Raw genomic sequence first — 13,496 nt, 5'->3', positions numbered from 1 at the left:
CGCCCGTCCGGCCACTGGCGGGGCGGGCGCGAACCTCCTATATCGGCCGGTATGGCGACGATGAACTTCCTGTCCCAGGCCAATCCGAAAAAGGCCTATGCCGATCTGCGCTTTTTTCTGTCGCAGGAGCGTCCGTTCAAGCTGCTGTTCTTCACGATGGCGCTGGTGCCTGCCATCGGGCTGGTAGTGGCGCTGATCATCGATGCGCATGAGAAGTCCGCGCCCCCGCCGCCGGAGATCATCTATGTCGAAAGCTGGCCGATAGACCGCAGCATGGCGGTGATCATGAAGGAGCGCGAGGAGCGCCGCATTCGCGAAGAGGCGCACGCCGCTAAGGTGCGCGAGAATTACAAGTCGCTCGGCCGAATGGTCGGCATGGATGTCGAGAAGATCGAGGCGGAAGCTTCCTCGGAGCAGGGCGGCGCAGCCAATGCGCCTCCCGAATCCCCGCAGCAGCCCGAACGCTGATGCCCGGCGATCGCGACGTCATGGCCACCGCGCTGGCACTGGGGGAGCGCGGGCGGGGCCGAACCGGCGCAAATCCCCATGTCGGCTGCATTATCATGCGCGATGGGCGCGTGCTCTCGCGCGGTTGGACCCAGCCCGGCGGCCGCCCGCATGCCGAAGCGCACGCGCTTACCCGGATCGAAGGTCCGCTGGATGGCGCCACCGTTTACGTGACGCTGGAGCCCTGCGCGCATGAGAGCGAGCGCGGCCCAGCCTGCGCCGATCTGCTTGCCGAAGCGCGCCCGGAACGCGTGGTGATCGCTGCGCATGACGCGGACCCGCGGACGGAGGGCAAAGGCATCGCCTGGCTGCAGGATGCCGGCATCGCGGTGACGCATGGAGTCATGGCGGCAGAGGCGCATCGGTCGATGGCGGGGTTCTTCACCCGGCAAGCGCATGGCCGCCCGCATGTGACGCTGAAGCTCGCCACCTCGCTCGACGGGCGCATCGCGATGGCGGACGGATCGAGCCGATGGATCACGAGCGATCGCGCCCGCGCGCATGCCCACGGCCTTCGTGCACAGAGCGACCATATCCTTATCGGCGCCGGCACTTTGCGGGCCGACGATCCGAAGCTCGACGTGCGCCTTGCCGGACTGGAGAAGCGCTCGCCGAAGCGCGTGGTTCTGACGCGTGGATCGGTGCCCGAAGGCTGGAACGGCATCGCCGCTCCCGAGAAAATCGCCGATCTCGCGGGCAATTATCTCCTCGTCGAAGGCGGCGCGCAGACCGCAGCCGCATTTCTCGCGGCGGGGCTGGTCGATCGCCTCGTCCTCTACCGCGCGCCGATCCTGATCGGCGACGGCTACCCCGCGCTCGGCGACATAGGCCTCGCCGCGCTCGCCGACGCGCATGGCCAATGGCAGCTCGCCGACACGCGCATGCTTGGCAGCGACCGGCTGGAAGTCTACGAGCGCTGCTAATGTTTACAGGCATCATCACCGACATCGGCACCATCCGCTCGATCGAGCAGCGCGGCGATATGCGCGTCGTCATCGGTTGTTCCTTCGAGCCCGGCGATATCGCCATGGGCGCATCGATCGCTTGCTCGGGCGTCTGCCTGACGGTGGTCGACAAGGGCACGGACGATCGCGGGCATTGGTTCGCGGTCGATGTGTCGGGCGAAACCGTCTCGCGCACCGCGCAGGGGCAGTGGAGCGAGGCGCGGCGCCTGAATCTGGAGCGCGCGCTCAAGGTGGGGGACGAGCTGGGCGGCCATATCGTCACCGGCCATATCGATGGTGTCGGCGAAGTGGTCGGCGTGGAGCCGCAGGGCGATTCGTGGAAGGTTAGCATCCGTGTGCCGTCCGATCTGGCGGCGCATGTGGCGGGCAAGGGTTCGATCGCGGTCGACGGCGTGTCGCTCACCGTCAACACGGTGGAGGACGGCCCGGACGGCACCGTCTTAACACTCAACATCATCCCGCATACCGCGGAAATGACCACGCTGGCGGGCATCGAGCCGGGCCGCGCGGTCAATCTCGAAATCGATATCCTGTCGCGCTATTTGGCGCGGTTCGATCAGGTCAAGAACGCGGCCTAAGCCGCCTTTCCGGAGATACCCCCATGGCCAAGTTCCTCATCGTGGAAGCGCGCTTCTACGGCCAGCTCAACGACATGCTGATCGACGGTGCCCGCGCGGCGCTGGAAGAGGCGGGCCATCAGGTCGATGTCATCACCGTGCCCGGCGCGCTCGAAATCCCCGGCGCCATCGCGCTGGCCGCCGAGAGCGGGCGCTATGAAGGGTTCGTGGCGATCGGCGTGGTCATCCGTGGCGAGACCTATCATTTCGAAATCGTGGCAGGCGAAAGCGCCCGGGGCCTGATGGCGCTCACCATGGACGGTCTTGCCGTGGGCAATGGCATCATCACCGTGGAAAATGAGGCGCAGGCAGTTGCGCGCGCCGATCCCGCGCAGAAGAACAAGGGCGGCGAGGCGGCCAAGGCGGCAATCGCGTTGCTCGATCTGCAGGCGCAGTTCGCCGGGTAACGAAACCGGCCGCGAGGGCGACCGGTCCTCGTCTGCTCAGACGTCTTCGGCCTGTAGACGCCGTGCCTGATAGGCGAAGCGCGCGGCTTTCGAGACATCGCGCTGGAAGGAAGCGTTAATCGCGCCGCCCACCGCTGCGCCCACAAAAGGCACCACCATGCCCGCGCGGCGGCGGAAGGAAGCGAGTGCCAGCGCGCGCGAGACGCGTTCCACCACCTGATCGACCACAGGCGTACTGGCCTTTGCGCCGGGCGCCAGCAGACCGCCATCGGGCGCGATGCCCGCTTCCAGCGCTGCGATGCGCGCGCGGCGCTGCTCTTCATTATCGAGCGTTGCCAGCTCCAGGATCTGCAGCCGGAAAATCTGCTCGGCCTCGCCTTCGCCAGTGAAGCCGTAAGCCCGGCCGGTGTCGCGGATGTTGCGCATGGCTAGACCGACCGTCGCGGGAACATCGAGCCCCATGGTGAACAGGCCGCCGAAGCCCGATGCCGCCCCGGTCGATGCGTTGATCGACATGGCTACCTTTTCCACATTCCCGGCAGCTTTTCGGCAGGCGGCAAGATTGGAACGATTATGTTCGAAATTGTACAATTGGGCCGCCCCGCTCGCATCATCGAGGCGTTTGAGCACCATTCGCACGAGCGATGAGGGAACGAGCTTAGCCAGCTTCTTGCCGACGGGGCTGGTCAGCCGTTCGATCCCGCGACCGAGGGCGGAGGGTCGGCTTTCGCGATAGGCGCGCTGTTCGGTTTTGATATCCATAAAGTCTTAACAGGCCCGGACATTTTATGTTCCGGTTCGAACGACGGCCCCGCGGCTCTTAAAAGTGGTGCGCTGGGCTCATTCCTCCTTTTGTGCACCCGGTATCGTTTCGGGCCGCAGATGACCCATCATGTGCGCGACATAGTCCGCCTTGCCTAGCGCGACGCCCTGTTGGCGCAGGATCGCATAGGCGGTCATGATGTGGAAATAGAACTGCCCCAGCGCCCAATCGCGCGCATATTGTTCGGTGCCGAGATCGAAGACCATCCCGTTGGGCAGCTCATGTGCCATTGGCGCTCCGGCGTCGGGCTCGGTCATGTCGGTGGCGAGCGATTGTACGGAGGAGACCGTTTCGGCGATCCTGGCCTTGGCCTGCGCCAACGAACCCGGATGCTCGCCGCCATTCTGGCCTTCCTTCAGCAGATCGCCCATTTCTGGCGGAAAGGCCTCGCCCCGCAAGCGGTACATTCCTTCCAGCGCTTGCACACAGGCGAACCGCACCTGCGTGGAAAGCGGGAACATGTCCGGCGCCAAGCGGGCGGCCAGCAGCTTTTCGCCCTCGTCCGCGCCGACCTGCCCCGCAGCCTTGTCGAGCCAGGCGGACAGGGCATTCAGCATCTGAATATAGGTCGGGGTGAGCAGATCGGTCAGCTTCATCAGGTTTTCCTTCCGGTTGGCGCTTTCTAACCCGCACGCGCAACCGCGTCACGCGCGGTAGCAGCTTCAGCGCCCGCGATCCGGAACGGCGCTGTCCTACAGAGACGCCGCAATGTTACTGAAATCACATGGACGCCTGCGTTTCCATTCACCCGAACGCGCGGGGCGATCGTGCGCATCACAGGTCCGGTTCGCGCGGGAGGCAAAAGGCCTCCCCCGTATGCGGACCTATGCGACTTTCCAGCCGATCAGGCGATCGAGCGCAGTGCTTCCACGAAGTGCGGGATGTTGCGTTCGTTGAGGCCGGCCACATTGATTCGGCCCGATGCCGCCATGTAGATGCCGTGGCTGCCGCGCATCGCCATCACCTGATCCTTGGACAGGTTCAGCGTGGAGAACAGACCGTTCTGGCGCCCGACGGCGGCCAGATCGACATTGCCGACATTTTGATATTCGGCCAGCGCATTGCGCATCCGGTTGAGCCGTGCGCGCATGTCGCGCACTTCGGCATCCCATTCGGCGCGGAAATCGTCGTCGGACAGGATCACGCGCACCGTCGCCGCGCCATGATCTGGCGGCATCGACCAGTTGGCCCGCGCGTTGGACAGCAGATGGCTGTAGAGCGTCGCCGCCTGCGCTTCCGTTTTCGACAGCGCATAGAGCGCGCCGACGCGTTCGCGGTACAGCCCGAAATTCTTGTCGCAGCTATAGGCCAGCATCGATTCAGGCGCCGCGGCGATCACCTTGCGGAGGCCCTCGGCGTCTTCCTCAAACCCATGTCCAAGGCCCTGATAAGCCAGGTCGATCAGCGGGAAGAGGCCGCGGTCCGCCACGATCTGCGCGATCTCGCCCCATTGATCGGCACTGTAATCGATGCCGGTGGGATTATGGCAGCAGCCGTGCAGCAGCACGATGTCGCCCTTGTCCGCCGCCTTCATGGCATCGATAAGTGCGCCGAAATCCAGCGTCTGCGTCTTGATATCGGCGTGGTCGAACAGCACCGGCTCCATGCCGGTCGCCTGAATGATCGGGCCGTGGTTCGGCCAGCTCGGCGTCCCCAGCAGCACCTTCTTCGCACCCGCCGATGCCAGCGTTTCGCAGGCGAGCCGCACCGCGCCGGTGCCGCCCGGCGTCTGAACGCCGTTCAACCGCGCGCCGTAGCCATCGCTTTTGCCGAAGATATAGGGGCGCAGCGCAGCGACGAATTCATGGTCGCCCTCCGGCCCCAGATAGCTTTTGCTGTCCTGCACCTCGTGCAAGCGATGTTCGGCCTTCTTCACCGCGCGGAAAACTGGGGTGCCGCCATCGGCATCGCGATAAACGCCCACGCCCAGATCGATCTTCTGCGGGTTGGAATCGTCGCGGTAGAGCTTGATCAGCTGAAGCAGACCATCGGGCGGCAGGTCTTTGAGATCTTCGAACATGGCAAGCTCCGGCTGTTGGGTCCGGCGCGTGCCATGCCGTTTATGCCGCGCCGCCGCAAGAGCGCGCGGGGGATTGGCGCGTCAGAAAGGCAGCCAGCGCTGCTTCTTGGAAAACTTCATATAGCCGACATTCGCCCCCAGCCGCAGCCCGGCACCCACGCGAATCGGGATCAACACTTTGTCGCCGCGCCGCAAATAGCTGACGTTGAAGCCACCCAGAAGATAGGCCGCACCCTCGCCCGCGACATAGCGTTTGTAGAGGTCTTCGGTGTCGTAGAGATTATAGACCAGGATGAAGGTGCTGCCGGCATTGGCGCCGGCATCGAACCCCACCGACGGGCCGGTCCAGTAGACCGGGCGTTCGCCCTCGATCTTGTGGAACAGCGTGCCGGAGCCGTAGCGCAGGCCCACGACGAACGCGGCGCTACCCTCGCGCCCGACGATATAGCCATTGGGCTCGCCCTGCTTGGCAAGAACGTCCTCGATCACCTTGGCCAGGCCCTCTGCGCCCTTGCCGAACACGCCCTCGGCCGCGCCGATCAGATCGTCCTGCTGATAGGTATCGTCGCCGGATACGGGAACGCTGCCGATCGGCGGGGCCTGCGGAGTGGCCGTGCCCTGTACCGGCGGGGGCGGGGGCGGCGGGACGGAGGGCTGATAATCGCCGTTCGGGTCGCTCTGCCCGTTCATCAGGACATTGTCCTCGGGCGGCACGTCATAGGGGTTGTAGGTTGGCGTTGCGGGATTGTCCGGGGTTCGCTGCTCGGCAGGGGGTGGTCCAAGATCGGCGTCGATCGCCTGGTTGGGATCGATCTCGCGAATCTGGGCGGCGGCCGGCGCGCCGACCATCATCATAGCCGCGGCGATCGGCAGCAGATACCGCGTCAGAAAGGATGTCATCGCTTGTTTCCCCTTTTGTGCCCGGTGCGGAACCGCCATGCGTGCCGGGTGAATAGTCCCTCAAATCCTCCGCGTCGACCAGAGTCCTTTTCGCGGCAGGATCATGGCGCTGACGGCACCGCGATGAATCCGCGCTGAAGCAGGGGAAAAGCGAAGCTTCATCGCAAGCCTCACAAGCCCGTTGCGGGCAAGCGTCCGGCTCGTTATAGAGCGCGCCTTGCCAGCCGGCACAGGACACGTGGGTGAGTGGCTGAAACCAGCGGTTTGCTAAACCGCCGTGCGGGTTAATTCCGTACCGAGGGTTCGAATCCCTCCGTGTCCGCCAGCTGCCTTTCCAGCCTGATCCATAGTTGTCCGTAAACCCCCGCAAGGCTTGACGTTTGCGCGGTTTTCGATTCGATTGTCGTCCGCCCGTTTCCGCTACAATCCATGTCGATTGGGGGTAGATCGGGGGTATAGCCAAAACCGGATTGGGGGTAGCGGATGCTTACGGACAGACAGGTACGGACGGCAAAGCCGCGCGAGAAGGCGTACAAGCTGGCAGACCGGAACAGCCTGTTCCTTCATGTGAGCCCGAAGGGACACAAGAGCTTTCGCTACAAATACCGCTTCGACGGCAAGGAGCAGCTGCTGGTGATCGGCGCCTATCCGGACATTGGTCTCGGCGATGCGCGCGAGGCGATGGAAAACGCGCGCAAGCTCCTGAAGGACGGGCGCAATCCGAAGCACGATGTCGCGAGGCGGCGGCTGCTGGGGAATATGGGCTCCGATCGAAGTTTCGAGGTGATAGCGCGCCGCTGGTATGCGCAGCAGGTCGACAGGTGGAAGCCGGTACATGCCCAGGACGTCATGCGGAGCATGGAACAAGATCTGTTCCCGGACATCGGACAGCTGCCGCTCGAGGACATCGATACCGAGCTTCTGCTCGCGGTGCTGTCAAAAGTACAAGACCGTGGTGCGATCGAAAGCGCGCACAGGCTGAAGCAGCGCGTGCGGTCCGTTTACCAGTTCGCCAAGGGCATGGGCATCAAATGCGAGAACCCCGCCTTCGATGTCGGCGAAGCGATGAAGAGGGTGCCCAAGGCCAGGCGCTATCCGGCTCTCATCAAGATCGACGAGATCCGGCAGTTCCTCTCCGTCATCGATACTGCAGGGGCCTCTCCTGTTACCAGACTGGCTTCCCGCTTCCTGGCACTGGTGGCGCAGCGCCCGGGCATGGTTCGCCGCGCCGAATGGAGCGACATCCGTGGTATCGATTTTGCATCGCCGGGCAGTGACAGCAGCGACGCTCTATGGGTGGTCCCAGCCGAAAAGATGAAACTGGATGCCGATCAGCGTCAGGACGACGACTACGATCACCACGTGCCGCTCAGTGCGGCGGCTGTCGACACGTTGCGGGCAGCGCATCGTTTGAGTGGGAACTGCCCCTACATATTCCCGGCGATCACCTCTGGTCTGAAGCCCATCAGCGAGAACGCCATCGGCTATCTCTACAATCGGGAGGGCTACAAGGGCCGCCATGTGCCACACGGTTGGCGCTCCAGCTTCTCCACCATCATGAACGAGGCGATCGGCGTGGAGCTAGGTCAGGACATTCGCATGTTCGGCGATCGCCTGATTATCGATCTGATGCTGGCTCATGTGCCTGCTGGAATGTCCGAAAGCGAATTCCGGTACAACCGTGCTAGATATATGCCGCGCCGAAGAGAGCTGTCCGAAGAGTGGGCAGCGCTCATCATGGAAGGTGCAATCGAGCCGGATGCCATCATCCATAGTCCGCGGCGCAAACGAAGGACTTAGGAACGGTCGGTCTTACGCTGCTCGACCCAGTGGTCGACCTCGCGTTCCGACCACAGCGACCGACCGCCGACGCTGGCTTGCTTCGGGAACTGGTCGCCTTTGATTAAATCGTAAAGCTTGCTCTTCTTGATACCGCACCGTTCGAGCACACTGTTTAAATTGATGAGCCGGTCCTGTGGACTGGGTGCTGGTGAAGGCCCGACCCTGCTATCTGAAGCTGGAGATGGCTCAAGCGCAGACTGGTCGTTCTGCTGACGCTGCATGAGCGCGAAACGCGGATCCGCGATGCACTGCAGTTGATATTCCGACAGATAATCATCGGTAGGAAGGCTCATCAGCAGCTTTTCGAACTGCTCATTATCGACGAAGATGTGATGCGTCGGCGCTGCGTCGGAATCGGTCCAGTGCTCCAGATTGAGCGTACCGGTTGCAAAGCGCGGCAGGCAGTCGTCCAACTCCCACATGGTGGGTGTCATGCGAACAGCTTCTCCGCCCCCGATCGGACGAGCAAACGACGTTATCGAGCCGGACAGGAAGCCGTCGACAAAATATCGGCTCTGGAGCCCGACCAGGTCTTTCATGCAATCATTATCCGCATCGTCGCTCGGCGCTGCGAAAATAGAAGAAAGCTCGTGCGGCTCGATCCCAAGCCTAAACCGCACCACCGCTGTGAACGCGTTGATTAGGGAAAGCCGACCAGCCGAGGTGAGGTCTGATCTCCCATCATATGGCGACCACGGATCAATCGTTCTGGAAGCTGCGGTCGTCACCGGTGAAGCAGTATCAGTACATCGTTCCGGTCGGGTTAACGGGCGAGCGACAGCTTTGCGCCCCAATTTCGGTCATTCGAGCGGTCGCAATATAATCCTAAAAGCAGCCGTTCGTTCAGATAGCTGACGGCCGGAACTTCGCGCCTTCAAGTTGGCGACTCAGTGTGCGAGGAGAACTCCTCAGAGTCGGCCATTCCAATCGCGTGTGCCCGTCTCAGATGGTTTCACGCGAGACCCAACAGCCGGATCAGCGCAAAGCTGATGGAGCCGAGCACGAGTAGCGACAGAACGACTGCCGCGGTCACCCGCCCGCCTGCTTTGGCCACCGTGCGCACGTCCACGCCAAGGCCGAGAGCCGCCATCGATATTACTGTTAGCAGCGTAGCCGCGGTCGCGGCCGGTGCCAGCGCCATCTCCGGGATTGCGCCCAGCGAGCGAGCGCCTACCATGCCAAGAAAGCCGACGATGAACCAAGGAACAAGGTGGTGGATCGGCGGTCTGCCTGCCTTGGGCCGGTCCCCCGCCGTCACATGCGGAGCAGGCTCGTCAGTTTCTTCGCGCATATGCGGGGCCAGCAGCGACAATATCAGGCACACCGGGCCGAGCATCAGCACCCGCACCAGTTTGACCAGCGTGCCATATTGCACCGCCGACGTTCCCAGCGGCGCGGCGGCGGCGATTACCTGCGGCACCGCATAGACGGTCAGCCCAGCCAGCGCGCCATATTGCAGCCCGCTCATTTCAAGGCCGAAGCCGATCAGCGGCAGCCCGAGCACCACCACCACACCGAGCACTGCGGTAAATGCGATCGATGCGGCGATATCGTCGCTGTCAGCGCCGATCACAGGTGCCACCGCCGCGATTGCCGAATTGCCACAGATCGAATTGCCGCACGCGATCAATGTAGCCATGCGCTTGGGCAAACCCAGCAGCCGCCCGATCGCAAAGCTCGCGCCGATCGCCAGCACGACGACGCCGGCGATCCCGATCAGAAGTGCCGGCCCCGCCGCCAATATGGTCGCCGCACTCACCGATGCGCCCAGCAGCACCACCGCGATCTCGAGCAGCAGCTTGGCGCTGAAATCGATCCCCGGAAACCAGCGCGCGGACGGCGTCCAGGCGGTGCGGATCGCGGTGCCGATGATGATTGCCAGCACCAGCGGCTCCAGCCAGGCAGTGCCGAACAACCTTTCTTCCAGCTGAGCAAAGGCGAATGCAATTGCGGTGACTGCAATACAGAGGAGCAGCCCGGGCAGAATGCCTGGCATGGAAGGTTTGTCAGGAAGGCGGTCCAGAACGGACTGGGTCATGGCGGAATGGCTCATATTGATGAACTTTCGGTTCGTGCGAGTGAGGTAGTTGTTCAAGCGAGCAAGAGATTGGCGATAAGGCCGATTGCGGCGGCCATTACCGCCAGCACTGCAGGCGGCCCGGCAATCATCAGCAGCGCTTCGCGTCCTTCAACCAAACCGGTCAGCGTATCGACTTGACCCCGCAAAAAGGCTGGAAAGCTACGCTGTGATCCTGGTGTCGGAGCATCAGCAAGAAGGATGCCGCCGAACAACAGGGTGAAATAGACCAGCATGAGGCCTGTGATTGCGCAGAGCACAAGAATGGCGGACAAATCGCGGGCGAACATAGCCCAAAAACTTGCAAGCATGGCGACATAGCCGCCCGCCGTCATGACCAGCACAGCGGGATGAAGGCCTGTCGCGCCAACATTGGTTTCGTGGCGTTCGAGCGGTGCATAGGGATCAGTTTGCTGCATAATCCGCAGCGGCGGCACTAACGAAACCTTTACAATTGGGCGTTCGACATCGAGTTTGAATGCAGTTGCCATGACGGCCTCCCATTGGCTTTGGAACAAGTGGGACCTCGTTCCTGATGCAGCCATTATCGCGATACCAATCAATCAACTCCAACGCATGTTTATGGTTATTTCAATCTGATATGCTTGTTAATATGCTAACGAGGATCGTAGATTTGAAACCCATCACCACTGCTTATTGAAATGATATCCAAAATCGGTTGGACCGATCAAAGTCAGGCGCGCAGTCTGTGCGGCAAAAGGAGACCTATTATGAAAGATCCGCTTAGTGCATCCACCAGTCGTCGCCGGGTCCTGCAGGCGTCGGCGCTCGGCGGGATCACCGCCTTTGCCACCCCGGCGCTTGCGCAGGCGCTTGCCAATCTGGGCTTGCCGGGCAGCCCTTCGATGCGCGAAATGACTACGGTCTTTCCGCAGAAGGGCCCGATGATCCTGCAGCGCAATCGTCCGCCGTTGCTCGAAACGCCGATGGAAGTGTTCGATGGCAGCGTGTTCACGCCCAATGATCGCTTCTTCGTGCGATGGCACTGGGCGGTGATCCCACCGAGCGTCGATGTTGATCAGTTCAGGCTTAAGGTTCATGGCGCGGTCGAGCGCCCCCTATCCATATCTCTTGCCGCGCTACTCAACGATTTGCCTCGCGTGGAAATTGCGGCAGTGAACCAGTGCTCCGGTAATTCACGCGGCTTCTTCCAGCCGCCGGTTCCGGGCGGCGAGTGGGGCCATGGCGCGATGGGCAACGCCAAATGGATGGGCGTTCGACTGCGCGACGTGTTGGACAAGGCAGGCGTAAAGGCAGGCGCCCGGCAAGTGCGCTTTTCCGGCATGGACGAACCGGTTGTGCCGACAGGCCCGGATTTCAAGAAATCGCTGGCGATCGATCATGCGCGCGACGGTGAGGTGATGTTGGCGTTCGCAATGAACGGCGAGGCACTGCCGCTGCTCAATGGCTTTCCTTTGCGCCTGATCGTTCCAGGCTGGTTTTCCACCTATTGGGTGAAGATGCTCAGCGATATCGAAGTGCTCGACCATGCGGACGAGAATTTCTGGATGGCGAAGGCTTACAAGCTCCCCGACAACCGCTGGGCTGACGTGTCGCCGGGTCAGACCGGCTATTCTACGGTCCCGATCAGCACGATGGTGCCGCGGGCTTGGATCACCAATCTTTCCGAAGGGGCGAGCGTGCGTCTGGCCGATGTTGTTCCCATTCGCGGAATTGCGATGGGGGGCACCAGGGGCGTGGCAAAGGTCGATATTTCGCCGGATGGCGGACGCCACTGGTATCCGACTGAGTTGAGTCCGGACGAAGGGCGTTATAGTTTTCGTAGGTGGCAAATTTCAGCCAAGCTGCCGCATGGCGGTAAAGTGCCGCTGACGGTGCGCTGCACTAATAGCGCTGGCGAAACTCAACCGATGGCGCAAAACTGGAACCCGGGCGGCTATCGCCGGGCAGGCGCTGAAACCATTACAATCAACGCGGCCTGAGGGAGTAAATGAAATGAAAGCCCCCACTCCTGCACAACTGTTCGTCAGCATATTCGCGCTTCTGATTTTTGCGCTGGTTGCGATCGGCGCGCCAGGCAGTCACAAGCCGCCCGCGCCAGCGGATGTGCAAAGCACGCCCGACGAACCGAGCATGGTCTCAGGACCTGGCCTAATTCTTGCCTCGGTCAGTGTCGATCTGCCGGACGATGCGGCGACCTACCCGGATGGTCCCAATGTCGATGCGATGAACGCAAATTGCACGGCCTGTCACTCGGCATCGATGGCTCTATACCAGCCGCCACTGTCATCGGACGAATGGCACAAGGAGGTCGAGAAAATGAGGAACACCTTTGGTGCACCGGTTGCAGAAGCCGACGTGCCTGCGATCGTCGCATATCTGACCGCACTGAGCGCCAGAACCAAGGCTGGCGAAAACATGTCTGTTTCGGATTCGGCTGCCCCAGCGGACACTATCCAGGCCGCTGTCCCTTGACGCTCGATCAGTTGCGCATCTTTGTCGGCGTTGCGGAGCGCGAGCATATGACCCGCGCGGCCGAGGCGCTGAATATCACCCAGTCCGCGGTCAGCGCGGCGATCAAGACGCTGGAGGAACGCCATGGCGTGGCGCTGTTCCATCGGGTCGGTCGCCGCATCGAACTGACCGAAGCCGGACTGCTGTTGCTGAGCGAGGCGCGCGCGGTGCTGGGCCGGGCGGCAAGCGCCGAGCGGGCGCTGGCAGAATATGGCGGGCTGGAACGCGGCAGCCTGTCGCTGGTCGCCAGCCAGACGATCGCGGGCTATTGGCTCGCACCCTTGCTCGCACGGTATCGCCAACTTCATCCCGGTATCACCGTGCAGATGGCGATCGGCAACAGCGATCAGGCCGCCGAGCAGGTGCATGACGGCAGCGCCGAGCTGGGATTTATCGAGGGGCTTATCGACGATCCCGCGCTGGCGCGCTGGACAGTGGGGCATGACGAACTGGCGCTGGTTGGCGCTGCGCCCACCGACGAGACCATCAATTCAAAGTGGCTGCGCGCTGCGGCGTGGGTGCTGCGGGAAGAGGGTTCGGGAACAAGATCGACCTTCGAAGCTGCGTTGAACGCGCGCGGCATAATGATCGCCGATCTCAATGTAGCGCTGACTTTACCATCTAATGAGGCGGTGCGCTCGGCAACTGCGGCGGGTTCAGGCTATACCGTCATCTCGACGCTCGTCGCCGGGCCGTTGCTGGCCTCCGGAAAGCTGCACCGTCTGCCGTTCAAGCTCGATCCGCGTCCCTTTTACGGGCTGCGCCATAAAGAGCGCTACCGTAGCAAGGCGGGCGATGCGCTGCTGGATCTGCTCAATATCGACAAAACATAGAATTGTCGT

Annotated in this window: 15 protein-coding genes and 1 tRNA gene; 9 read left to right on the top strand and 7 right to left on the bottom strand. The window is 62.4% G+C overall.

Annotation, left to right across the window (positions count from 1 at the left end):
* Window positions 1–60 precede the first annotated feature (60 nt).
* From H7X45_RS11175 to ribH, 4 genes are read left to right on the top strand one after another with little or no spacing between them, the layout of a single operon-like run.
* Window positions 61–468, top strand: a complete 408-nt coding sequence (locus H7X45_RS11175; RefSeq protein WP_187334944.1) for a hypothetical protein — start codon at window positions 61–63, stop codon at window positions 466–468.
* Between the two features lie 20 nt (window positions 469–488).
* Window positions 489–1,430: a bifunctional diaminohydroxyphosphoribosylaminopyrimidine deaminase/5-amino-6-(5-phosphoribosylamino)uracil reductase RibD gene (gene ribD, locus H7X45_RS11170; protein WP_187337127.1), complete on the top strand. Its 942-nt coding sequence runs from the start codon at window positions 489–491 to the stop codon at window positions 1,428–1,430.
* Entirely contained in the window at window positions 1,430–2,050 is a 621-nt protein-coding gene (locus H7X45_RS11165) for a riboflavin synthase (RefSeq protein WP_187334943.1), read from the top strand. The genes ribD and H7X45_RS11165 overlap by 1 nt, the downstream gene beginning before the upstream one ends.
* Window positions 2,051–2,073: 23 nt before the next feature.
* On the top strand, window positions 2,074–2,496 hold the full coding sequence (gene ribH / locus H7X45_RS11160) for a 6,7-dimethyl-8-ribityllumazine synthase (protein WP_187334942.1): 423 nt from the start codon (window positions 2,074–2,076) through the stop codon (window positions 2,494–2,496).
* A 36-nt stretch (window positions 2,497–2,532) separates the two neighbouring features.
* Here the strand turns inward: ribH and H7X45_RS11155 are convergent, their stop codons facing one another.
* The 4 genes from H7X45_RS11155 to H7X45_RS11140 form a co-directional block, all read right to left on the bottom strand.
* A complete protein-coding gene (locus H7X45_RS11155) occupies window positions 2,533–3,258 on the bottom strand; it encodes an EcsC family protein (RefSeq protein WP_187334941.1) in 726 nt (241 codons plus the stop codon).
* Between the two features lie 78 nt (window positions 3,259–3,336).
* Window positions 3,337–3,915, bottom strand: a complete 579-nt coding sequence (locus H7X45_RS11150) for a DUF1993 domain-containing protein (protein ID WP_187334940.1) — start codon at window positions 3,913–3,915, stop codon at window positions 3,337–3,339.
* 248 nt (window positions 3,916–4,163) lie between these two features.
* On the bottom strand, window positions 4,164–5,339 hold the full coding sequence (locus H7X45_RS11145) for an amino acid aminotransferase (RefSeq protein WP_187334939.1): 1,176 nt from the start codon (window positions 5,337–5,339) through the stop codon (window positions 4,164–4,166).
* Between the two features lie 81 nt (window positions 5,340–5,420).
* The gene (locus H7X45_RS11140; protein ID WP_187334938.1) at window positions 5,421–6,239 is read right to left on the bottom strand and encodes a DUF1134 domain-containing protein; all 819 of its coding nucleotides are present in this window, start codon (window positions 6,237–6,239) and stop codon (window positions 5,421–5,423) included.
* A gap of 232 nt (window positions 6,240–6,471) precedes the next feature.
* Here H7X45_RS11140 and H7X45_RS11135 point away from each other — a divergent pair.
* Both H7X45_RS11135 and H7X45_RS11130 read left to right on the top strand, forming a co-directional pair.
* Window positions 6,472–6,564, top strand: a tRNA-Ser gene (locus tag H7X45_RS11135).
* A gap of 158 nt (window positions 6,565–6,722) precedes the next feature.
* Window positions 6,723–8,039: a tyrosine-type recombinase/integrase gene (locus H7X45_RS11130; protein ID WP_187334937.1), complete on the top strand. Its 1,317-nt coding sequence runs from the start codon at window positions 6,723–6,725 to the stop codon at window positions 8,037–8,039.
* Here H7X45_RS11130 and H7X45_RS11125 read toward each other — a convergent pair.
* From H7X45_RS11125 to H7X45_RS11115, 3 genes are all read right to left on the bottom strand, one after another.
* A complete protein-coding gene (locus tag H7X45_RS11125) occupies window positions 8,036–8,620 on the bottom strand; it encodes a helix-turn-helix transcriptional regulator (RefSeq protein WP_187334936.1) in 585 nt (194 codons plus the stop codon). The two genes, H7X45_RS11130 and H7X45_RS11125, sit on opposite strands and share 4 nt — an antisense overlap.
* Before the next feature lie 413 nt (window positions 8,621–9,033).
* A complete protein-coding gene (locus H7X45_RS11120; RefSeq protein WP_246449443.1) occupies window positions 9,034–10,134 on the bottom strand; it encodes a YeiH family protein in 1,101 nt (366 codons plus the stop codon).
* 38 nt (window positions 10,135–10,172) lie between these two features.
* Window positions 10,173–10,649, bottom strand: a complete 477-nt coding sequence (locus tag H7X45_RS11115; RefSeq protein ID WP_187334935.1) for a hypothetical protein — start codon at window positions 10,647–10,649, stop codon at window positions 10,173–10,175.
* 240 nt (window positions 10,650–10,889) lie between these two features.
* Between H7X45_RS11115 and H7X45_RS11110 the strand changes: the two genes are divergently transcribed.
* From H7X45_RS11110 to H7X45_RS11100, 3 genes are read left to right on the top strand one after another with little or no spacing between them, the layout of a single operon-like run.
* Window positions 10,890–12,122: a molybdopterin-dependent oxidoreductase gene (locus tag H7X45_RS11110; RefSeq protein ID WP_187334934.1), complete on the top strand. Its 1,233-nt coding sequence runs from the start codon at window positions 10,890–10,892 to the stop codon at window positions 12,120–12,122.
* A gap of 13 nt (window positions 12,123–12,135) precedes the next feature.
* Window positions 12,136–12,615, top strand: a complete 480-nt coding sequence (locus tag H7X45_RS11105) for a hypothetical protein (RefSeq protein WP_187334933.1) — start codon at window positions 12,136–12,138, stop codon at window positions 12,613–12,615.
* The gene (locus H7X45_RS11100) at window positions 12,612–13,487 is read left to right on the top strand and encodes a LysR substrate-binding domain-containing protein (protein ID WP_187334932.1); all 876 of its coding nucleotides are present in this window, start codon (window positions 12,612–12,614) and stop codon (window positions 13,485–13,487) included. The genes H7X45_RS11105 and H7X45_RS11100 overlap by 4 nt, the downstream gene beginning before the upstream one ends.
* Window positions 13,488–13,496 lie beyond the last annotated feature (9 nt).

This window comes from Novosphingopyxis iocasae (assembly GCF_014334095.1).
Taxonomy (GTDB): Bacteria; Pseudomonadota; Alphaproteobacteria; order Sphingomonadales; family Sphingomonadaceae; genus Novosphingopyxis; species Novosphingopyxis iocasae.
The sequence above is the reverse complement of the archived record's forward strand: the minus strand, read 5'-3'. Positions and strand labels throughout refer to the sequence as shown.